The organism is Pseudomonas sp. DY-1 (assembly GCF_003626975.1).
In the GTDB taxonomy this organism is placed as follows: domain Bacteria; phylum Pseudomonadota; class Gammaproteobacteria; order Pseudomonadales; family Pseudomonadaceae; genus Metapseudomonas.
The window spans coordinates 4,370,837-4,391,548 of the sequence record NZ_CP032616.1 but is presented as its reverse complement, the minus strand read 5'-3'; the positions used below and the strand labels follow the sequence as shown (position 1 = coordinate 4,391,548).

Sequence of the window (20,712 nt, the reverse complement as noted above, 5' to 3'; positions counted from 1 at the left end):
ATGACCCTCAGCCTTGACGCTGCTTCCCACGTCGCCCAGGTCCTGTCCGAAGCGCTGCCTTATATCCGCCGCTTCGTCGGCAAGACCCTGGTGGTCAAGTACGGCGGCAACGCCATGGAGAGCGACGAGCTGAAGGCCAGCTTCGCCCGCGACGTGGTGCTGATGAAGGCTGTCGGCATCAACCCCGTGGTAGTGCACGGCGGTGGCCCGCAGATCGGTGACCTGCTCAAGCGTCTGTCCATCGAAAGCCACTTCGTCGACGGCATGCGCGTGACCGACGCCCAGACCATGGATGTAGTGGAGATGGTTCTCGGCGGCCAGGTGAACAAGGACATCGTCAACCTGATCAACCGCCACGGCGGCAGTGCCATCGGCCTGACCGGCAAGGACGCCGAGCTGATCCGCGCGAAGAAGCTCACCGTCACCCGCCAGACCCCGGAGATGACCCAGCCAGAGATCATCGACATCGGCCACGTGGGTGAGGTTGCCAGCGTCAATACCGACCTGCTGAACATGCTGGTACAAGGTGACTTCATCCCGGTGATCGCACCGATCGGTGTCGGCGCCAACGGCGAGTCGTACAACATCAACGCCGACCTGGTAGCCGGCAAGGTGGCCGAGGCGCTGAAGGCCGAGAAGCTGATGCTTCTGACCAACATCGCCGGCCTGATGGACAAGCAGGGCCAGGTGCTCACTGGCCTTTCCACCGAGCAGGTCAACGACCTGATCGCCGATGGCACCATCTACGGCGGCATGCTGCCGAAGATCCGCTGCGCCCTGGACGCGGTGCAGGGCGGCGTGAATGCCGCGCACATCATCGACGGTCGTGTGCCCCACGCGGTGCTGCTGGAGATCTTCACCGACAGCGGCGTCGGCACCCTGATCACCAACCGCAAGCGTCACTGAGCGGAGCGAAACCCAGGCAGGCCGGAGTGATCCGGCCTGTTTTATTCAAGGAGCAGGAAATGGCCAGACTGTCCCGCGACGACTTCAGCTACTTCCACGCCTTGCGCGTGCGCTGGGCCGAAGTCGACCCGCAAGGCATCGTCTTCAATGGCAACTACCTGACCTACGCCGATGTCGCCATCACCGAGTATTTCCGAAGCTTGGAAGTGGCCTACCCAGCCGACCTGCTGAAGGACGGCGGCGACTTCTTCGCAGTGAAGACATTGCTCGAGTACCTGGCGCCAGCGCGCTTCGACGACCTGCTGGATATCGGTGTGCGGGTTAGTCGTTTGGGCGGCGCGAGCATGGCCTTCGAGCTGGGCATCTGGCGTGGAAACGATCAACTCACCTCGGGCGAGGTGGTCTACGTGCATGCCGACGCCGACAATCGCAGAAGTCTGCGGCTGCCGGACTGGCTGAGGGAACGGGTGCGGGGTTTCGAGCGGATCGCACCGACCGATTGAGGCAGGTCAGCGAACTCCGCCGAGTAGCTCGGCCAGGCGCGCACGATCAGCTGCGAAAGCAGCCTTGGCGGCTTCGCGGCTTTTCTCGTATCGAGCGATATCCTTGTCTAGCCCTTTCTGCTGGTCGCGCAGGTTGTTGATCTGCTCCACGAGGTGCGCCGGCACTTCACGTCCAGCCCGCTCGCTTTCCGCCGCCTGGCTCTGAAGGTTGGCCTGCTGGGTGCGCAACGACTGCTGGTTGCCTCGGGCGACGCCGATCAGCCCGTCCAGCTCAGCCAACTTGCGAACCAGAGCGCGGTCAACATCCTCAACGCTGGTATACAGACGCAGCAACTGGGCATCGGAGCTGGCCCGGGCCTTGGCGTCCAGCTGACGCTGCATTTCCTCACGGCTGGGCGCAGGCGGAATCACGCGAATGACCCTGCCCTGCTCGTTGAGCACCTCGTAACCCTTGCCGATGTATTCCGGTGGTACGCCCTGGCGATCAAGAACGGTCACGCCCTTGTCGTCGACATAGCGATACAGCTCCGCCGCGCCGGCCAGAGCCGGCAGCAGCAGAAACAGCACCACGCTGTAGCGGAATGCAGGCGACGTCAGCATGAGGACTCCCAGCCCCGAATGGTCAGATTCCGAAGTTGGCGCGATAGGTTTCCACGGCTGGCAGGTGCTTCTTCAGTTCCGCGTCACCAGTCAGGTACTCCAGTACCTGCTCCAGGGACACGATGCTGACAACCGGCATGCCGAAGTCGCGCTCTACTTCCTGTATAGCCGAGAGTTCGCCCTGACCGCGCTCCTGGCGATTCAATGCGATCAACACACCGGCTGCCTGGGCGCCCTGGGCCTGGATGATCTGCATCACTTCACGGATCGCAGTGCCGGCGGTGATCACGTCATCGATGATCAGCACGCGACCGGCAAGCTGTGCACCGACCAGGCTGCCGCCTTCGCCATGATCCTTGGCTTCCTTGCGATTGAAGCACCACGGGATGTCGATCTGGTGATGTTCAGCCAGCGCCACCGCAGTGGCAGCTGCCAACGGAATGCCCTTGTAGGCCGGGCCGAACAGCACATCGAAAGGAATGCCGCTGTCGACCACCGCAGCCGCATAGAATCGACCGAGCTGGGCGAGGGCCAGGCCGCTGTTGAACAGACCAGCATTGAAGAAGTAGGGACTGGTACGACCAGACTTGAGAGTGAACTCACCGAAACGCAGAACTCCGCGCTCGATGGCAAAGCGAATGAAATCGCGCTGATACGCCTGCATGAAAAGCCTCGGACGGCACGGATTTAGCTAAAAAGAAAGAGCTCGGGTATCATACACGCACGTGTTTTTGGGGGCCATTTATGCGGATCATCAGTGTGAACGTGAATGGTATTCAAGCGGCAGCCGAGCGAGGTCTCCTCAGCTGGCTGCAAGCTCAGAATGCCGACGTGATCTGCCTGCAAGACACACGTGCCTCCGCCTTCGACCTGGACGACCCTGCCTTCCAACTGGATGGTTATTTCCTCTATGCCGGCGATGCCGAAGTGCCTGCCCAAGGTGGCGTGGCGCTCTATTCGCGGTTGCAACCCAAGGCGGTTATCTGGGGACTCGGCTTCGAGTCCTGCGATCGGTACGGACGCTATCTGCAGGCTGATTTCGACAAAGTGAGCATCGCCACCCTGTTGCTGCCATCCGGGCAAGGCGGGGACGAGAACCTGAACCACAAGTTCAAGTTCATGGACGACCTCACCCATTACCTGAACAAGCAGCGCCGCAAGCGCCGCGAGTACATCTACTGCGGCTCGCTGTACGTAGCCCACCAGAAGCTGGACGTGAAGAACTGGCGAGATTGCCAGCAGATTCCCGGCTTCCTTGCGCCTGAGCGCGCATGGATGGACGAAGTGTTCGGCAACATGGGTTATGTCGATGCCCTGCGCGAAGTCAGCCGCGAAGGTGACCAGTTCAGTTGGTGGCCGGACAGCGAGCAGGCCGAGATGCTCAACCTCGGCTGGCGATTCGACTATCAGGTGCTGACCCCCGGTCTGCGCCGCTTTGTGCGCAGCGCCAAGCTGCCGCGCCAACCGCGCTTCTCGCAGCACGCGCCGCTGATTGTCGACTACGACTGGTTGCTGAGCGTGTGATCCAGGCAGAAAAAAGCCGGCTTTCGAGCCGGCTTTTTCTTGTCCGCAATTCGGCCTATTTCACCAGTCGCCAGCAGAAGGGGTAGCGGTATGCCTGACCTTCGTTGGCCTTGATCCCGGCGATGATCGTGAGCACCAGCGCACCGATACTCACCAGCCCGAGCAGCGGGAAGCCGATCACCACCAGCATCAGCAGGAAACACAGTACGACAGCCAGCGCCACGGTGATCTGGAAATTCAGCGCTTCCTTGCCCTGGGCGTCGACGAAGGGATCGAGGTCCTTCTTGATCTGCCAGACGATCAGTGGCCCCAGCAGATTGCCAAAGGGAAACACCAGGCCGAGGAATGCGGAGAAATGGCAGAACATCGCCCATTGCCGCACTTCCCTGTTCGGCTCCTGATATTGAGTAGGTTCGTCCATTCCCACGTCTCCTCGTGCGGATGTGCCGTCAGTCGGCCAGCGCGGCGCGCTGCAGCTCGAACAGCTCGTTCAGACCCTGGCGCGCCAGGTCGAGCATGGCCGTCAGCTCTTCCGGCTGGAAGGGCGCACCTTCGGCGGTGCCCTGGACTTCGATGAAGCCACCGGCATCGGTCATGACTACATTCAGGTCAGTTTCGGCAGCTGCGTCTTCCAGGTAGTCCAGGTCCAGAACCGGCTCACCTTGGTAGATGCCCACGGAAACGGCGGCAACCATCTGCTTCAGCGGCTCGCCTTTCAGGGCGCCACGCTTCTTCAGCACCTTCAGCGCATCAACCAGGGCCACCATGGCACCGGTGATGGAAGCGGTGCGGGTGCCACCGTCGGCCTGAATCACATCGCAATCCAGGTAGATGGTGTTCTCGCCCAGCTTGGTCATATCCAGCGCCGCGCGCAGCGAGCGGCCGATGAGCCGTTGGATCTCCAGGGTGCGGCCACCCTGCTTGCCACGACTGGCCTCGCGCTGGTTCCGCTCGCCAGTGGCGCGCGGCAACATGCCGTATTCGGCAGTCAGCCAACCCTGACCCTGCCCCTTGAGGAAGCGCGGCACGCCGGACTCGACGCTGGCCGTGCAGATCACCTTGGTATCCCCGAACTCCACCAGTACAGAGCCTTCGGCGTGCTTGGTGTAGTTGCGGGTGATGCGGATCGGACGCAGCTGTTCGGCCGCGCGGCCACTGGGACGTTTCATTCGGGCTTACCTGTTCGGGAGAAATCTGCCCGCCATTATAGAGGCCCCGGGGCATGGGGGACATCGCCACGTTGGGAGGCGCAAGCCGCCTGGGCTACAATCGCCTCCTTTGATCGTCGAAACCGAGAGGAAACCCCATGGTGCACAGCATGACCGCCTTCGCACGCGTTGAACGGGCCGGCTCCCACGGCACCCTGAGCTGGGAACTGCGCTCGGTCAACCACCGTTATCTCGAACCCCACCTGCGTCTGCCGGAATCCTTCCGTGACCTCGAAGGCCCCGTGCGCGACGCCCTGCGCCAGGGCCTATCGCGCGGCAAGGTTGAATGCACTCTGCGCCTGGCAGAAGAAAGCACTGGCAAGCCGCTGCAGGTGGATCGCGAGCGCGCCGGCCAGCTGATCAAGGCCGCCGAAAGCGTTGCCGCGCTGATCCAGCAACCCGCACCGCTCAACCCCCTGGAAGTCCTCGCCTGGCCGGGCGTACTGGTGGCCGATGCTGAGGACCCGCAGGCGCTCAATGCAGCCGCCATGGAAGCCTTCTCCCAGGCGCTTGATGAGCTGAAGAAAGGCCGTGCCCGTGAAGGTGCCGAGCTGGCTCGCCTGCTCAATGACCGCCTGGATGCCATGCAGGAAGACGTCACAGCCCTACGCGCCCTGGTCCCGCAGATGCTCGCAGCACAGAGACAGAAGATCCTCGATCGCTTCTCCGAAATGAAGGCAGAGCTCGATCCGCAACGATTGGAGCAGGAGATGGTCCTACTGGCGCAGAAGAGTGACGTCGCCGAAGAACTGGACCGCCTCGGCACCCACATCAGCGAAGTCCGCCGCGTGCTGAAGGCTGGCGGCGCCGCCGGCCGCCGCCTGGACTTCCTGATGCAGGAACTCAACCGTGAAGCCAATACCCTGGGCTCCAAGGCCTTCGACCCGCGCAGCACTCAGGCTGCAGTCAACCTCAAGGTGTTGATCGAGCAGATGCGCGAACAAGTCCAGAATATCGAGTAAGAGACCGCCCCCATGACTGCCACTCCCGGCACCCTGTACATCGTTTCCGCCCCCTCCGGCGCCGGCAAGACCAGCCTGGTCAAGGCGTTGATCGACGCCGAACCCAATATCCGCGTTTCGGTTTCCCACACCACCCGCGGCATGCGCCCGGGCGAGGTGGACAGCGTCAACTACAACTTCGTGAGCCGCGAAGAGTTCGTGCAGATGCTCGAGCACGGCGACTTCCTGGAACACGCTGAAGTCTTCGGCAATCTCTACGGTACCTCCCAGCGCTGGGTCCAGCAGACCCTGGCCGAAGGCCATGACCTGATTCTCGAGATCGACTGGCAAGGCGCCCAGCAGGTCCGTCGCCTGATGCCCCTGGCCAAGTCCATATTCATCCTGCCGCCAAGCCAGGAAGCCCTGCGCCAGCGCCTCGACAACCGCGGCCAGGACAGCGAAGAGATCATCGAGCGCCGCATGCGCGAGGCCGTCAGCGAGATGAGCCACTACGTCGAGTACGACTACCTGGTGATCAACGACGATTTCGCCATAGCCCTGGAAGACCTCAAGGCCATCTTCCGTGCGAACCAGCTGCGCCACGACTCGCAACAAGTCCGCCACGGCGCCCTGCTGGCCCGCCTGCTCGACTAGCTGCACGACTCTCTATCGCTTTCATAGCTAGCCCCCGCGTCGGTCCTGAGCCACACTCCACCCGCAAAGCGCCGAAAATCGGCGCTTCCCTAATTGCTGGCGATTTTTTAGACTATTCAGTCCGCTCGCCCAATTGGGCACAGCATCAGCCATTCATTTCGTGCTACGAGGAACACCATGGCCCGCGTTACCGTTGAAGATTGCCTGGACAATGTCGACAACCGCTTCGAGCTGGTCATGCTCGCTACCAAGCGTTCCCGTCAGCTGGCCACCGGCGGCAAAGAGCCGAAGGTAGCCTGGGAAAATGACAAGCCGACCGTAGTCGCCCTGCGCGAAATCGCTGCCGGCCTGGTCGACTATGAAGTCGTCGCCCAGGAAGACATCGTTGAAGAAGAGCCGCTGTTCGCCGCATTCGAGGACGAGGCCAACGAGGCCCTCTGAATCCATGCCTGGTCGACGTCGCACGGCGCAGGGTCATGAAGGTCGGCAAGGAGAGACATCTTGCCGAGCATAGACGCCCTCGCCGATCGACTTTCGACCTATCTCGGCGCCGATCAGGTCAACCTGGTGCGCCGAGCCTACTTTTACGCAGAGCAAGCCCACGACGGCCAGCGCCGCCGCAGCGGTGAAGCCTACGTCACTCATCCGCTTGCCGTAGCAAGCATCCTCGCCGACATGCACATGGACCATCAAAGCCTGATGGCCGCGATGCTGCATGACGTGATCGAGGACACCGGCATCGCCAAGGAAGCCCTTTGCGCGCAATTCGGCGAGACCGTCGCCGAGCTGGTGGATGGGGTCAGCAAGCTGACCCAGATGAATTTCGAGTCCAAGGCCGAAGCCCAGGCCGAAAACTTCCAGAAGATGGCCATGGCCATGGCGCGCGATATCCGCGTGATCCTGGTCAAGCTGGCCGACCGCCTGCACAACATGCGCACGCTGGAAGTGCTATCCGGTGAGAAGCGCCGGCGCATTGCCAAGGAAACCCTGGAAATCTACGCCCCCATCGCCAACCGGCTGGGTATGCACAGCATGCGCGTGGAGTTCGAGGACCTCGGTTTCAAGGCCATGCACCCGATGCGCTCGGAGCGCATTCGCGCGGCGGTGCGGCGCGCCCGCGGCAACCGCAAGGAAATCGTCAACAAGATCGAGGAGTCGCTGACCAACTGCCTGCGCCGCGAAGGCATGGAAGGCGAGGTCATCGGCCGCGAGAAACATCTCTACAGCATCTACAAGAAGATGCGCGGCAAGCGCCGGGCGTTCAACGAGATCATGGACGTCTACGCCTTCCGCATCATCGTCGACAAGGTCGACACCTGCTATCGCGTGCTCGGCGCCGTGCACAACCTGTACAAGCCGCTGCCGGGGCGTTTCAAGGACTACATCGCGATTCCCAAGGCCAACGGCTACCAGTCGCTGCATACCACCCTGTTCGGCATGCACGGCGTGCCCATCGAAATCCAGATCCGCACCCGTGAAATGGAAGAGATGGCCAACAACGGCATCGCCGCCCACTGGCTGTACAAGTCCACCGAGGACGACCAGCCCAAGGGCACGCATGCCAGGGCACGCCAGTGGGTCAAGGGCATCCTGGAACTGCAGCAACGCGCCGGTAACTCGCTCGAATTCATCGAGAGCGTGAAGATCGACCTCTTCCCCGACGAGGTCTACGTGTTCACGCCCAAGGGCCGCATCATGGAGTTGCCGAAAGGCTCCACAGCGGTCGACTTCGCCTATGCGGTGCACACCGACGTCGGCAACACCTGCATCGCCTGCCGCATCAATCGCCGCCTGGCGCCCCTCTCGGAACCGCTACAGAGCGGCGAGACAGTGGAAATCGTCACGGCGCCCGGCGCGCGACCGAATCCGGCCTGGCTCAACTTCGTCGTGACCGGCAAGGCACGTACTCACATTCGCCACGCCCTCAAGCAGCAGCGTCGCTCCGAATCCATCAGCCTCGGCGAACGCCTGTTGAACAAGGCTCTGGCCGGTTTCGAGAGCCATCTGGACAAGATCAGCCCCGAACGCGTCCAGGCTGTCCTCGGCGAGTACCGCCTGGACGTGATCGAAGACCTGCTGGAAGACGTCGGCCTCGGCAACCGCATGGCCTACGTAGTCGCCCGCCGCCTGCTGGCCAGCGACGGCGAACAGCTGCCGAACCCCGAGGGGCCGCTGGCAATCCGCGGCACCGAGGGCCTGGTGCTGAGCTATGCCAAGTGCTGCACGCCGATTCCGGGCGACCCCATCGTCGGCCACCTTTCCGCCGGCAAGGGCATGGTGGTGCACCTTGAGAACTGCAAGAACATCAGCGAAATCCGACACAACCCGGAGAAATGCATCCAGCTGTCGTGGGCCAAGGACGTTGCCGGCGAATTCAACGTCGAGCTGCGCGTCGAGCTGGAGCACCAGCGCGGCCTGATCGCCCTGCTGGCCAGCAGTGTCAATGCCGCCGACGGCAATATCGAGAAGATCAGCATGGACGAGCGCGATGGCCGCATCAGCGTGGTCCAGCTGGTGGTCAGCGTGCACGACCGCGTGCACCTGGCCCGAGTGATCAAGAAGCTGCGCGCGCTCAAGGGGGTGATCCGCATCACCCGCGTGCGGGCGTAGCTGATCCCAAGAGCCCAAAGGAGTTCTCATGAGCAAGACCGTCATCAGCAGCGACAAGGCCCCTGCCGCCATCGGCACTTACTCTCAGGCCATCAAGGCCGGCAACACCGTCTACATGTCCGGCCAGATCCCGCTGGACCCGAAAACCATGGAGCTGGTCGAAGGCTTCGAAGCCCAGACCGTGCAGGTCTTCGAGAACCTGAAAGCCGTGGCCGAAGCCGCGGGCGGTTCCTTCAAGGACATCGTCAAACTGAACATCTTCCTGACCGACCTGTCCCACTTCGCCAAGGTCAATGAAGTCATGGGTCGTTACTTCGAGCAGCCCTACCCGGCTCGCGCCGCCATTGGCGTAGCTGCGCTGCCGCGCGGCTCCCAGGTGGAAATGGACGCCATCCTGGTCCTCGAATAAGTTACCTCTGCCACGGGCCGCTCGGTCCGTGGCATCGTTCCGGAAGGAATCCGTCATGCGTCACACCCTCCCCCTGCTGCTCTGTGCGGCCATTCTTGGCGGCTGCTCCAGCACGTCATCAGACCCGAGCGGCATCTGGATCAACCAGGCGGCCATCAATGCCGCAGCCAAAGAGGGCAAGTTACGCGAGTCCCTGCTCGCCTATGGCCCGAACCTGGAGTGGCAGATCGACCAGAAATCCGGCGAGGCCCACTACAGCAATGGCTTCGAACTGGGTGAAGGGCGCCTCGCGGCCCAGGAAGATGACGGCTGGCGAGTGGACTTCTACGGCGACTACCACGAAGAACTTGAAGTGGACGGCAAGGAACTGGTGCAGAAAGCCAGCGATAACCTCCCCGAACAACGCTTCGTCCATCCGGACCAGAATCCTGCCGAAGGGGCACCGCTTGGCAGCGCATTCGAGCACGCGCTCTACTCCGCCTATCTCGGCGGAACCTGGAAAATCGTCGAAGGGCAAGGCCATGGCGGCCTGGTCAAGTTCAATCCTGATGGCAGCCTGGAAGGCCTCCCGGGCGCTGATCGCTATGCCCTCTGCCTCGCTGGCGACTGCGCCGCGATGAGCGGCGAGAACGACAGCATCTGGCTACAGAACGGCAAACAGGGTGCGGCCTGGATCTTCGTCCACGATGGTGATGAGCTGGAAATCCTCGAAGCGCGTAACCGTGCGCATATCGACGAGATGCCAGAGTACGCCCCCGGCAAGCGTGCCTGGCTGCTGGAGCGCGACTGAACCGTAGCGAAGCCCAACGAACACATATTGGGCTTCGCTCCACTTAGCGCCAACCTATACGCCACCCATCACCCCGATCGCCAGCCATCCCCCCAGCGCCAGCAACAACGCGCCGCAAAACCTATCCAGCGCCCGGACCCGGAGTTGCAGCCAACTACGCCAGCGCGGGTGGTCCAGCAATCGCACCAGCGCCATATCCCAGAACAGCACCACCACTGTCATCCAGCCCATGCTCATGACCAGCCCCCAGCCGGGCATAGCCGCATTGCGCAGCACACCGAACAGTCCGGCATAGAAGAGCGGCAGCTTGGGATTGAGACTGCTGGCCAGCAGCCCCTCGAAAAATCCGAGCCGCCACGATCCATGCCCACCCGCCTTGGCCTGCGGCAGTTCCAGCTCACGGGTCGCCAGCAGCGCCTGGGTGCCGATCCAGATGAAATAGCCACCGCCAACCAGTTGCAGCACCTGCCAGAACGTCCCGTTCGAAGCGGGCAACAGGCTGAGGGCCAGCAAGACCAGCAGCATGCTCAGCAAATTGGCCAGCGCGATGCCCGCCGCAGCACCATCCGCGTGGCGCAGGCCATTGACCAGTCCGGCCCGCAGCAACAGGAAGAAATCGGGCCCTGGCGACAGCAGGGCAGCGAAGTGGGTACTGGCGACCAGCAGGAACAACGCGAGCATGGCTTCGAGCCTCCGTGAAGTGCTGCGGACAGTGTCGAAGTCCGTGGCTCAAGCGGTCTTGGAGAAAACTCAGAGTCTGATCACGGTTTCGCGAGCTAGAGCCATGCAAGGCGAAAGCAGGCGAGGAAGCGGGCCGGGCTCGCACGCTAGTTTACGAGTTGTAAATGAACACTCCGGGCCTGCTTTTAACGCGGCATGGTCGACGCGCAGCAGATCGTGAACAGGCTCTCAGGTACGCGCGGCTCGGCGGAACTGCCCCGGCGTCACGCCGGTGAAGCGTTTGAAGGTACCGGAGAAGTGGGCCTGATCGTAAAAACCCAGGGACAGCGCCACCTCCAGTGGCGGCTGATTGCTCAAAAGCAGGCGCTTGGCCTCGCGCACCCGGCGTTGCAGCAGGTAGGTGTGCGGCGGTACACCGTAGGCACGACGAAATGCGTCGATCAGATGACGCGGATGTCGCTGCACCAGCCCGGCCAGTTGCTCGAGGCTCACGGCCTCAGCGTAGTGAGCCTCCAGGTAGTCGCGCAGGAAATTCGTCACACCGCCATCCCGGGATGCGGGTGCCGCCGTACGCAGGCCGCCGTGACGGACGAACACCAGTTCAAGCACATCCAGCAATTCGCTCTCCAGCGCCAGCGCATCGCCACGCTCGAACTCCGCCGCCAAGCGCGCCAGTCCGGCCGCCACCTGCCCGTCATCGGCCGGATTCAACTCGCGAAACCCATCGGGCAAGCGCTTGCGCCCGAGCAGGGTCGGCAGGCGCGACTCTTCGACGTAGAGCATGCGATAGATCAGCCGCTCGGATTCTGCATGCCCGGTGTGGGGCTCTTCGGGGTTCATCAGCGACAGAGTGCCCGCCGGCAGCGCATGGCGTTCACCCCGGCACTGATAGCCGCCTACGCCATGCAGGATGGCGCCAATGGCGAAGGCGTCGTGGCTGTGACGGCCAAAGGGCTGCCCGGAGAAGTCCGCATGAAACAACTCCACCCCCGGTAACCAGGGGCGAGCCAGCATGCGGTTGGCATCCATGTTCAGGCTCCGCTGAGGATCGCCCCGTAGCCTTCGCGGTAGCTCGGGTAACGCGGCGTCCAGCCCAGGGCTCGGGCGCGGGCGTTGCTGCAGCGCTTGCTGCCGGAGCGGCGTACTGTCGACTCGTCGGCCCACTCCGTCACGCCCATCCGCTCGCGCAACCAACCCACAACCTCGTGCAACGGAGCCGGCGTATCGTCGACACCGATATAAAAATCGTCCAGCGCCACACCGTCGGCATCAGCCTTGAGCAGATGAGCCAGCAAGCCGGCGCAATCGTCAGCGTGGATACGGTTTGCATAGAGCGGCGGCTCGCTGACCACGCGATAGCCCATGCGCACTTGCTTGAGCAGCCACTCGCGTCCAGGACCGTAGATACCCGTCAGGCGCACACAGGTAGCGGGAATGCCGCTGCCCAGGACGAGGCGCTCGGCCTCCAGCATGACCTGGCCGGAATAACCCTCGGCCTCGGCCGGGGAAGTCTCGTCGATCCACTCGCCGTCTCGCTGACCATAAACCCCGCTGCTGGAGACAAACAGAACGCGCCGCGGCACCTGGCCGTGCTGAGCCAACCACGCGAGCACGTGGCGAAGGCCTTCGACGTAGGCCAAGCGGTAGCCGGCCTCATCGTGCTGGTTGGCCGCCGCGCTGTAGACCAGATAGTCCAGGGTCCCCTGGGGCCAGCCCGTCGGACAGTCGGCCCGCTCGAGGTCGCCAGCTACCGGAAACACACCCGCTGGCAACGCCGAAACCTGGCGGCGAAGGCCATGGATAGTCCAGCCGGCCTGCAACATCTCGGTAGCCAGGCGGCTGCCAATATCGCCGCAGCCGGCGATCAGGAGGGAAGCGGACATCGGGAAAACTCCGAAAAAGTCCTCAGGATAGGGCCATGGCAGGCAATCGCCAATCACTCACGGCACGCCTTCGAATCGCCAAACGGCAATGTGATCGATAAATAGTCACTTCTACAAACAAGAATTACTTGCAATAATGCGAACCCTTCGGTCCAGGCTGCTACCTCAATGCCGTTGGACGAAATCGCTTCCTTTCCTTCAGGTCCGGCCAGCATGAAATCCAACGCTCGCAACGTACAGCCCAACATTGCCTCCCGCCCACCTCGCCTGCTGGCAGCTCTGCTGATCAGCATGATGCTGGTACCCAGCGCCTCCTTTGCCGAGGAGCCGGCCGCCGCGAGCCAGCCCGCCGCTGCCCAGGCCAATGCTACCAACACCGCCGCCACCCCGGCCGCCGGCGGTACCGCAGTGCAGGCCGACGCTGCCACCCTGGACCCGAACGCCATTCCGACCGACCCGCTGGCAGCCGGGGCGGAAGGCGAGCTGACGCTAGCCCACGACCTGTCCCCCTGGGGCATGTACCAGAACGCCGATATCGTGGTGAAGGCCGTGATGATTGGACTGGCTCTGGCCTCCGTCCTGACCTGGACCGTGTGGATCGCCAAGGGCTTCGAGCTGCTCGCCGCCAAGCGCCGCCTGCGCCGTGAACTGGGCACCCTGAAATCCGCCCGCACCCTGAACGAAGCCGGACAGAAGGTCAGCAACGGCACCTGCATCTCCCACCAGCTGGTGCAGGACGCCCAGGAAGAGGTGAAGCTCTCCAGCAACACCCGCGAGAAAGAAGGCATCAAGGAACGCGTCAGCTTCCGCCTCGAGCGCCTGGTCGCCGCCAGCGGTCGTCAGATGAGCCAGGGTACCGGCGTGCTCGCTACCATCGGCTCCACCGCACCCTTCGTCGGCCTGTTCGGCACCGTCTGGGGCATCATGAACAGCTTCATCGGCATCGCCAAATCCCAGACCACCAACCTCGCCGTGGTCGCCCCCGGTATCGCCGAAGCGCTGTTGGCCACGGCCCTTGGTCTTGTCGCGGCGATCCCGGCGGTAGTCATCTACAACGTCTTCGCTCGCTCCATCGCCGGTTACAAGGCGCAGGTGTCCGACGCGTCGGCCCAGGTCCTGCTGCTGGTCAGCCGCGACCTCGACCATCACACGGCCGAGCGTGGCCAGTCTCCGCAAATGGTGAAAGTAGGCTGAGTCATGGGAATCCATCTGAACGATGGGGGCGATGATCTCCAGGAAACCCACGAGATCAACGTCACCCCCTTCATCGACGTAATGCTGGTGCTGCTCATCATCTTCATGGTGGCGGCCCCCCTGGCGACGGTCGACATCAAGGTCGACCTGCCCGCCTCCACCGCCAAGCCCGCGCCCAGGCCGGACAAGCCGATCTACCTCAGTATCAAGGAAGACAAGAGCCTATACCTGGACAACGAGCAGGTCACCGAAGAGCAACTGGCCAGCGTGCTGGACAAGCTGACCAAGGCTGACAAGGAGAAGACCATCTTCGTGCGCGGCGACAAGGTCGTCGAATACGGTCGCCTGATGGAAGTCATGGATGCCCTGCGCAACGCCGGCTACCTGAAGATCGGCCTGGTCGGACTCGAGACGGTCGGGACTAAATGAGCCAAGGCAAACGCAAGCTGTCGCAATGGGGCGTCAGCCTGGTCGTCGTGCTCGGCCTGCACATCGGCCTCGGCCTCTGGGCGCTCTACTGGCGCCCTCACGCCGAGCCGATCGAGCTGCCGCCGGCGGCCATGATGGTGGAGCTGGAGCCGCTGCCGGCTCCAGCTCCGTTGCCGGCGCCACCGCCGCCGCCCCAGGTCGAGCCCGAACCCGAACCGCTGCCCAAACTGGTGGAAGTGCCGAAGCCGAAGATCGCCATCGCGCCCAAACCGAAACCCAAGCCCAAGCCGCCGAGGCCGAAACCGCCGGAGCCCAAGCCTGAGAAGCCGCAGGAAACCGAGAGCGTGAAGGAAAGCGTCGCCGCGCCGACCACGACCCCGAGCGACACCAAGCCCGCTGCACAGCAGCAGGCCGCTTCCAGCGCACCTTCGGACGCCAAGCCGACCTGGCAAAGCAAGCTGCTGGCGCACCTGGCTCGCTATAAGCGTTACCCGGACGATGCCCGCCGCCGCGGCTTCGAAGGGGTCAACCGCCTGCGCTTCGTGGTCGATAGTGAAGGCAAAGTGACCTCCTACACCCTGGTCGGCAAGTCCGGTAGCGCTTCGCTGGACCGTGCCACCCTGGAGATGATCCGTCGCGCCCAGCCGCTGCCCCCGCCCCCGCCGGAGCTGCTCAACAACGGCTCCCTCGAAGTGGTCGCGCCCTTCGTCTACTCGCTGGACCGCCGCTGACTTCCAAGCGCCTGCGCACCTCGCGCAGGCGCTTGGTTCCATTGACTCCAGCCGCTATGCTTGCCGGACCTCAATGGATAAATGCTATGACCCTCACCGAACTGCGCTACATCGTCACCCTCGCCCAGGAACAGCACTTCGGCCGTGCCGCCGAGCGCTGCCATGTGAGCCAGCCGACCCTGTCGGTCGGGGTGAAGAAACTGGAGGACGAGCTCGGCGTGCTCATCTTCGAGCGCAGCAAGAGCGCAGTGCGCCTGACCCCGGTCGGCGAGGGCATCGTTACCCAGGCACAGAAGGTGCTGGAGCAGGCGCAGGGCATCCGCGAGATGGCCCAGGCCGGCAAGAACCAGCTCGCCGCGCCGCTCAAGGTTGGCGCCATCTACACCGTTGGCCCCTACCTCTTCCCGCATCTGATTCCGCAGCTGCACCGGGTCGCCCCGCAGATGCCGCTGTACATCGAAGAGAACTTCACCCACATCCTGCGTGACAAGCTGCGCACTGGTGAGCTCGACGCGATCATCATCGCCCTGCCGTTCGCCGAAGCCGATGTGCTGACCAAGCCGCTCTACGATGAACCCTTCTACGTGCTACTGCCGTTCGGGCACCCCTGGACCGAGCGCGAATCCATCGACAGCGAGATGCTCAACGACAAGAGCCTGTTGCTGCTGGGCGAAGGCCATTGCTTCCGCGACCAGGTGCTGGAAGCCTGCCCGAGCCTGCGCAAGGGCGGTGAAGACAGCGCCAAGCACACCACGGTGGAATCCAGCTCCCTGGAGACCATCCGTCACATGGTTGCTTCCGGCCTCGGCGTATCGATCCTGCCGTTCTCGGCGGTGGACAGCCATCACTATGCCCCCGGCGTCATCGAGATCCGCCCGCTGACACCGCCCGTGCCCTTCCGCACGGTGGCCATCGCCTGGCGTGCCAGCTTCCCGCGCCCGCGCGCCATCGAAGTGCTGGCGGACTCGATCCGCCTTTGCTCCGTGGCTCACCCGAAAACCCAGGGCGAACCGCAGCCGGCATGACCGAGCTGGCGCAAGTCCCGGTCACCGCGCTCAAGGGCGTAGGTGCCGCCCTGGCGGAAAAACTCGCCAAGGTCGGCCTGGAAAACCTGCAGGACATCCTTTTCCACCTGCCCACCCGCTACCAGGACCGAACCCGCATCACCCCGATTGGCGAGCTGCGCCCGGGCCAGGATGCGGTAGTGGAAGGCATTGTCGGCGGTGCGGACGTCGTCATGGGCCGCCGCCGCAGCCTGCTGGTACGCCTGCAAGATGGCAGCGGCACCCTCTCCTTGCGCTTCTTCCACTTCAGCCAGGCGCAGAAGGAAGGTCTCAAGCGCGGCACCCAGTTGCGCTGCTATGGCGAAGTCCGCCCCGGCGCCACAGGACTGGAGATCTACCACCCGGAGTACCGCGCCCTTAGCGGCGACGAGGCGCCGCCGGTGGAGCAGAGCCTGACTCCGATCTACCCGACTACCGAAGGCCTGACCCAACAGCGCCTGCGCAGCCTCAGCCAGCTCGCCCTGGCCCGCCTCGGCCCGCACAGCCTGCCGGACTGGCTGCCCAAGGAACTGGCGCGCGATTACCACCTGGGCTCGCTGGACGAGGCCATCCGTTACCTGCACCGGCCGCCGCCGGACGCCGACCTGGAAGAACTCGCCGAGGGCCAGCACTGGGCGCAGCAACGCCTGGCCTTCGAGGAACTGCTGACCCATCAGCTGTCCCTGCAACGCCTTCGCGAGAGCCTGCGTGCCCAGCACGCGCCGCCCTTGCCGCCGGCGCGCAAACTGCCCGCGCAATACCTTTCCAACCTCGGCTTCCAGCCCACCGGCGCCCAGCAGCGCGTTGGCGCCGAGATCGCCTACGACCTGGCCCAGCAAGAACCCATGCTGCGCCTCGTGCAGGGCGACGTCGGCGCCGGCAAGACGGTGGTCGCCGCCCTGGCCGCATTACAGGCCCTGGAGGCCGGCTATCAGGTGGCACTGATGGCGCCCACGGAAATCCTCGCCGAACAGCACTACGTCAACTTCACCAAGTGGCTGCAACCGCTCGGCATCGAAGTCGCCTGGCTGGCCGGCAAGCTCAAGGGCAAGGCCCGCGCCGCCGCGCTCGAGCAAATCGCTGGCGGTACACCGATGGTGGTCGGCACCCACGCACTGTTCCAGGATGAGGTGAAGTTCAAGCGCCTGGCCCTGGTGATCATCGACGAGCAGCACCGCTTCGGCGTCCAGCAGCGCCTGGCCCTGCGCCAGAAAGGCGTGGACGGGCGCCTCTGCCCGCACCAGCTGATCATGACCGCCACGCCGATCCCGCGAACGCTGGCGATGAGCGCCTACGCCGACCTGGACACCTCCATCCTCGACGAACTGCCTCCCGGCCGTACCCCGGTGAACACCGTGCTGGTGGCCGATAGTCGCCGTATCGAAGTGATCGAGCGGGTCCGTGCGGCGTGCCACGAAGGGCGCCAGGCCTATTGGGTCTGCACCCTGATCGAAGAATCCGAAGAGCTGACCTGCCAGGCAGCGGAGACGACTTTCGAAGAGCTTTCCTCGGCCCTTGGCGAACTTCGCGTAGGCCTGATCCACGGACGCATGAAGCCCGCTGAGAAGGCCGCGGTGATGGCCGAATTCAAGGCCGGCGCCCTGCAACTGCTGGTGGCCACCACCGTGATCGAGGTGGGCGTGGATGTGCCCAACGCCAGCCTGATGATCATCGAGAACCCCGAGCGGCTTGGCCTTGCCCAATTGCACCAGCTGCGCGGCCGCGTTGGTCGGGGCAGTGCCGCCAGCCACTGCGTGCTGCTCTATCACGCGCCACTGTCACAGCTCGGCCGTGAACGCCTGGCGATCATGCGTGAGACCTGCGACGGCTTCGTCATTGCAGAGAAGGACCTGGAGTTGCGCGGCCCCGGCGAAATGCTCGGCACCCGCCAGACCGGCCTGCTGCAGTTCAAGGTGGCCGACCTCATGCGTGATGCCGATCTGTTGCCCGCCGTACGCGACGCGGCCCAGGCCCTGCTGGCCCATTGGCCTCAGCATGTCAGTCCACTATTGGAGCGCTGGTTGCGTCACGGCCAACAGTACGGCCAAGTGTGATGCAGTTCACAGCTCAATCGTCGCCTCGCCCCGACCTCTTCTAACCTGCTCGTTATACTCCGGGGCAGAAAAATCAAAGCTGGATGCTGCCATGACTGAAGTCGCCCTCGCCCCGGATTCCTCGCCACAACCGCCCGAAGTGATAGTGCAGCTGCTCGAGAAACTCGGGCTTGCGTTCCAGGTTCGACTGGAGCATCCGGGTCTGCCCGCTGCGCAGCGGGTCCAGTCGGTGTTGCTGGAAGACGCCGTAGGCGCTCTCCTGGTGCTGTTCCCGCGCAGCCAGCTGCTCGACCTCAATCGTCTCGCCGAACTCACCGGCCGCAAGCTGGTGGCAGTCAAGCCCGAGCGCCTCGAGCGCATGCTCGGCAAGCACCAGTTGGGCGCACTGCCCGGGCTGCCGCCACTGACCAGCTCGCCCTGCCTGTACGACGAGCGCCTGTTGCAGGAACCGCGCCTGCTGGTGGAATCCGGGCAGCCCGGGGTACTGCTTGAGCTGGCCAGCGAGGACTATCGTGGCCTGCTGAGCAAAGCCAGCGCCGCGCGCTTCGGCGAGCCCCTGGCGAGCATCCGCCCGAACCTTGATCGTCCGGCCGACGACCGCGCCGAGATCACCCAGGCCGTGCAGGCCTTCACTGCACGCCGTATCCAGCAGCGCCTGGAAGAAACCATCGAGATCCCGCCGCTGGCGGAATCCGCGCAGAAGATCATCAAGTTGCGAGTCGATCCCAATGCCACGGTGGAAGACATCACCGGCGTGGTGGAAACCGACCCGGCCCTGGCCGCGCAGGTGGTGAGCTGGGCCGCCTCGCCCTACTACGCTGCCCCTGGCAAGATCCGCTCGGTGGAAGACGCCATCGTGCGCGTGCTGGGCTTCGACCTGGTGATCAACCTGGCCCTCGGCCTCGCCCTCGGCAAGTCCCTGAGCCTGCCCAAGGACCAGCCGCAGCACGCGACCCCGTACTGGCAACAGGCGATCTATACCGCCGCGGTGATCGAGGGCCTGACCCGCGCCATGCCTCGCGCGCAGCGCCCCGAGACCGGCCTGACCTACCTTGCCGGGCTGCTGCACAACTTCGGCTACCTGGTACTGGCCCACGTCTTCCCGCCGCACTTCTCGCTGATCTGCCGTCACCTTGAAGTCAACCCGCACCTCTCCCACAGCTACATCGAGCAGCACCTGCTGGGTATCACCCGCGAGCAGATCGGCAGCTGGCTGATGCGTTTCTGGGACATGCCGGAAGAGCTCTACACCGCCCTGCGCTTCCAGCACGACCCTGACTATCAGAACGACAATGCCGCCTACCCCAACCTGGTGTGCCTGGCGGTCAGCCTGCTGCGCAACCGCGGCATCGGCTCCGGCCCGGAAGTAGAGATCCCGAACGACCTGTTCGAAGCGCTGGGTATCACCCGCGAGAAGGCGGATGACGCAGTCAACAAGGTGCTGCAGGCGGAAGCCGCTCTACGCGAACTGGCTTCCCAGTTCAACGCGCCGCACTGATCCTGCGGACATGAAAAAAGGGGCGCCAATGGCGCCCCTTTTTTCATGTCCTTTCCGCACGCTGTGGGAGTGATTTCAATCGCGAATGAATTCGCTACAGGGAAAACAATGTCAGGCGGCTTTTTTCTCGACGGCCTTCTTCTTCGGCACCAGGTGCTTGGTCAACCCCTGGAACCAAATCACCAATGCTGGATTGCCCTGGATCTGGATGTCCTTGTTCTGGATGCCCTGCATGAAAGCCAACTGCTTGTTCTTCGCACTCATCGTGGCAAAGCCGTAGGCACCGTCCTTGAAGCCAATGGCGAACGCGGGTGCGCTGGCGACGCCGCGCTTGCTGATTACGCGCTGCTCGCGAACGATGAAATGACGGGCGATCTTGCCGTCCAGAGTATGCAGTTGGAACACCAGGTCCTTGCCCGCCAGCTGCTGCTGGAACTCGGCGTTATCACGGCTGGCCTTGGCCATCAAACGGCCCAGCATCCAGAGAAGAAAGCGGAATTTCATGCGCGCACGGCCTCGAAGGATTGAGAAAGCGGCGCATTGTAGCGGTTTGCCGGCAGGACTACAGCCAGCCAAAGGAGGGTATTGCGAGGGGCTTGAGTGAACTGCCCGGAACCTCCCCGGTTCCGGGCAGAAGAAGCTTAGTTCACCGCTTCTTTCAGCGATTTGCCCGGTTTGAAGGCGACAGTATTGCTGGCCTTGATCTTGACCGGCTGACCCGTCTGCGGGTTCTTGCCGGTGCGGGCACCACGATGACGTTGCAGGAAGGTGCCGAAGCCCACCAGCGTTACGCTGTCCTTGCGGTTCAGCGCGTTGGTGATTTCTTCGAGCACCGCATTGAGTACGCGATTGGCCTGATCCTTGGTGAGATCGGCCTTTTCGGCGATGGCGGCGGCGAGTTCCGGTTTACGCATAGATGCCTCATTGACGGTTTGTTGTTTTTGTGTCCGTGCTGTTCGTCCAGAACAGCGCCCAAGGCGCCGCAACGGCTCTGCGCTGCGGCAGACCACGGGGAGGATGGCACGCCGATTGGCACTCCGCCAGTGTCCTCCGC

24 protein-coding genes are annotated in these 20,712 nt (G+C 63.6%); 15 read left to right on the top strand and 9 right to left on the bottom strand.

Annotated features, from left to right (window positions below):
- The gene (argB, locus tag D6Z43_RS20745; protein ID WP_120653938.1) at window positions 1–906 is read left to right on the top strand and encodes an acetylglutamate kinase; all 906 of its coding nucleotides are present in this window, start codon (window positions 1–3) and stop codon (window positions 904–906) included.
- Between the two features lie 59 nt (window positions 907–965).
- Window positions 966–1,409 (top strand): thioesterase family protein, encoded by a 444-nt coding sequence (locus D6Z43_RS20740; RefSeq protein ID WP_120653937.1) that lies wholly within the window; start codon window positions 966–968, stop codon window positions 1,407–1,409.
- A 6-nt stretch (window positions 1,410–1,415) separates the two neighbouring features.
- On the opposite strand, the gene D6Z43_RS20735 is transcribed toward D6Z43_RS20740, so the two are convergent.
- Together D6Z43_RS20735 and pyrE are read right to left on the bottom strand one after the other, a co-directional pair.
- Window positions 1,416–2,009, bottom strand: a complete 594-nt coding sequence (locus D6Z43_RS20735; RefSeq protein WP_120653936.1) for a DUF4124 domain-containing protein — start codon at window positions 2,007–2,009, stop codon at window positions 1,416–1,418.
- 22 nt (window positions 2,010–2,031) lie between these two features.
- A complete protein-coding gene (gene pyrE, locus D6Z43_RS20730; protein WP_120653935.1) occupies window positions 2,032–2,673 on the bottom strand; it encodes an orotate phosphoribosyltransferase in 642 nt (213 codons plus the stop codon).
- 80 nt (window positions 2,674–2,753) lie between these two features.
- Between pyrE and D6Z43_RS20725 the strand changes: the two genes are divergently transcribed.
- Window positions 2,754–3,533, top strand: coding sequence for an exodeoxyribonuclease III (locus tag D6Z43_RS20725; RefSeq protein ID WP_069086259.1), 780 nt, complete (start codon window positions 2,754–2,756; stop codon window positions 3,531–3,533).
- A gap of 55 nt (window positions 3,534–3,588) precedes the next feature.
- Here D6Z43_RS20725 and D6Z43_RS20720 read toward each other — a convergent pair whose 3' ends face one another.
- Both D6Z43_RS20720 and rph read right to left on the bottom strand, forming a co-directional pair.
- The gene (locus D6Z43_RS20720; protein ID WP_028626898.1) at window positions 3,589–3,954 is read right to left on the bottom strand and encodes a DUF4870 domain-containing protein; all 366 of its coding nucleotides are present in this window, start codon (window positions 3,952–3,954) and stop codon (window positions 3,589–3,591) included.
- A gap of 28 nt (window positions 3,955–3,982) precedes the next feature.
- Entirely contained in the window at window positions 3,983–4,702 is a 720-nt protein-coding gene (gene rph, locus D6Z43_RS20715) for a ribonuclease PH (RefSeq protein ID WP_120653934.1), read from the bottom strand.
- Between the two features lie 137 nt (window positions 4,703–4,839).
- Between rph and D6Z43_RS20710 the strand changes: the two genes are divergently transcribed.
- The 6 genes from D6Z43_RS20710 (at window position 4,840) to D6Z43_RS20685 (ending at window position 10,145) form a co-directional block, all read left to right on the top strand.
- The gene (locus tag D6Z43_RS20710) at window positions 4,840–5,703 is read left to right on the top strand and encodes a YicC/YloC family endoribonuclease (protein WP_120653933.1); all 864 of its coding nucleotides are present in this window, start codon (window positions 4,840–4,842) and stop codon (window positions 5,701–5,703) included.
- A 12-nt stretch (window positions 5,704–5,715) separates the two neighbouring features.
- Window positions 5,716–6,336, top strand: a complete 621-nt coding sequence (gene gmk / locus D6Z43_RS20705; protein ID WP_120653932.1) for a guanylate kinase — start codon at window positions 5,716–5,718, stop codon at window positions 6,334–6,336.
- 177 nt (window positions 6,337–6,513) lie between these two features.
- Complete coding sequence (gene rpoZ, locus D6Z43_RS20700) at window positions 6,514–6,777, top strand: DNA-directed RNA polymerase subunit omega (protein WP_120653931.1); 264 nt, start codon at window positions 6,514–6,516, stop codon at window positions 6,775–6,777.
- 60 nt (window positions 6,778–6,837) lie between these two features.
- Complete coding sequence (gene spoT / locus D6Z43_RS20695) at window positions 6,838–8,946, top strand: bifunctional GTP diphosphokinase/guanosine-3',5'-bis pyrophosphate 3'-pyrophosphohydrolase (protein ID WP_120653930.1); 2,109 nt, start codon at window positions 6,838–6,840, stop codon at window positions 8,944–8,946.
- 28 nt (window positions 8,947–8,974) lie between these two features.
- Window positions 8,975–9,355: a RidA family protein gene (locus D6Z43_RS20690; RefSeq protein WP_077524919.1), complete on the top strand. Its 381-nt coding sequence runs from the start codon at window positions 8,975–8,977 to the stop codon at window positions 9,353–9,355.
- Between the two features lie 55 nt (window positions 9,356–9,410).
- Entirely contained in the window at window positions 9,411–10,145 is a 735-nt protein-coding gene (locus D6Z43_RS20685; RefSeq protein WP_120653929.1) for a hypothetical protein, read from the top strand.
- Window positions 10,146–10,199: 54 nt separating this feature from the next.
- On the opposite strand, the gene D6Z43_RS20680 is transcribed toward D6Z43_RS20685, so the two are convergent.
- The 3 genes from D6Z43_RS20680 to D6Z43_RS20670 all read right to left on the bottom strand — a co-directional run bounded on the left by D6Z43_RS20680 (window position 10,200) and on the right by D6Z43_RS20670 (window position 12,709).
- On the bottom strand, window positions 10,200–10,826 hold the full coding sequence (locus D6Z43_RS20680; RefSeq protein WP_120653928.1) for a LysE family translocator: 627 nt from the start codon (window positions 10,824–10,826) through the stop codon (window positions 10,200–10,202).
- Between the two features lie 228 nt (window positions 10,827–11,054).
- Window positions 11,055–11,855 (bottom strand): AraC family transcriptional regulator, encoded by an 801-nt coding sequence (locus D6Z43_RS20675; RefSeq protein ID WP_120653927.1) that lies wholly within the window; start codon window positions 11,853–11,855, stop codon window positions 11,055–11,057.
- A gap of 2 nt (window positions 11,856–11,857) precedes the next feature.
- Window positions 11,858–12,709 (bottom strand): NAD-dependent epimerase/dehydratase family protein, encoded by an 852-nt coding sequence (locus D6Z43_RS20670; protein WP_120653926.1) that lies wholly within the window; start codon window positions 12,707–12,709, stop codon window positions 11,858–11,860.
- 213 nt (window positions 12,710–12,922) lie between these two features.
- On the opposite strand from D6Z43_RS20670, the gene exbB reads away from it, so the two are divergent.
- From exbB to D6Z43_RS20640, 6 genes are all read left to right on the top strand, one after another.
- Window positions 12,923–13,903, top strand: coding sequence for a tonB-system energizer ExbB (gene exbB, locus D6Z43_RS20665; protein WP_120655322.1), 981 nt, complete (start codon window positions 12,923–12,925; stop codon window positions 13,901–13,903).
- 3 nt (window positions 13,904–13,906) lie between these two features.
- Complete coding sequence (gene exbD, locus D6Z43_RS20660; RefSeq protein ID WP_120653925.1) at window positions 13,907–14,332, top strand: TonB system transport protein ExbD; 426 nt, start codon at window positions 13,907–13,909, stop codon at window positions 14,330–14,332.
- A complete protein-coding gene (locus D6Z43_RS20655; protein ID WP_120653924.1) occupies window positions 14,329–15,063 on the top strand; it encodes an energy transducer TonB in 735 nt (244 codons plus the stop codon). The genes exbD and D6Z43_RS20655 overlap by 4 nt, the downstream gene beginning before the upstream one ends.
- An 86-nt stretch (window positions 15,064–15,149) precedes the next feature.
- Window positions 15,150–16,088, top strand: coding sequence for a hydrogen peroxide-inducible genes activator (locus D6Z43_RS20650; protein ID WP_028626911.1), 939 nt, complete (start codon window positions 15,150–15,152; stop codon window positions 16,086–16,088).
- The gene (recG, locus tag D6Z43_RS20645; RefSeq protein WP_120653923.1) at window positions 16,085–18,160 is read left to right on the top strand and encodes an ATP-dependent DNA helicase RecG; all 2,076 of its coding nucleotides are present in this window, start codon (window positions 16,085–16,087) and stop codon (window positions 18,158–18,160) included. Before D6Z43_RS20650 ends, recG begins: the two co-directional genes overlap by 4 nt.
- Before the next feature lie 91 nt (window positions 18,161–18,251).
- A complete protein-coding gene (locus D6Z43_RS20640) occupies window positions 18,252–19,658 on the top strand; it encodes an HDOD domain-containing protein (RefSeq protein ID WP_120653922.1) in 1,407 nt (468 codons plus the stop codon).
- 111 nt (window positions 19,659–19,769) lie between these two features.
- Here D6Z43_RS20640 and D6Z43_RS20635 read toward each other — a convergent pair whose 3' ends face one another.
- Together D6Z43_RS20635 and D6Z43_RS20630 are read right to left on the bottom strand one after the other, a co-directional pair.
- Window positions 19,770–20,162 (bottom strand): helicase, encoded by a 393-nt coding sequence (locus D6Z43_RS20635; protein WP_120653921.1) that lies wholly within the window; start codon window positions 20,160–20,162, stop codon window positions 19,770–19,772.
- A gap of 137 nt (window positions 20,163–20,299) precedes the next feature.
- Window positions 20,300–20,572 carry an HU family DNA-binding protein gene (locus D6Z43_RS20630; protein ID WP_016495401.1) on the bottom strand — a complete coding sequence of 91 codons (273 nt, stop codon included), beginning with the start codon at window positions 20,570–20,572 and terminating at the stop codon, window positions 20,300–20,302.
- Window positions 20,573–20,712 lie beyond the last annotated feature (140 nt).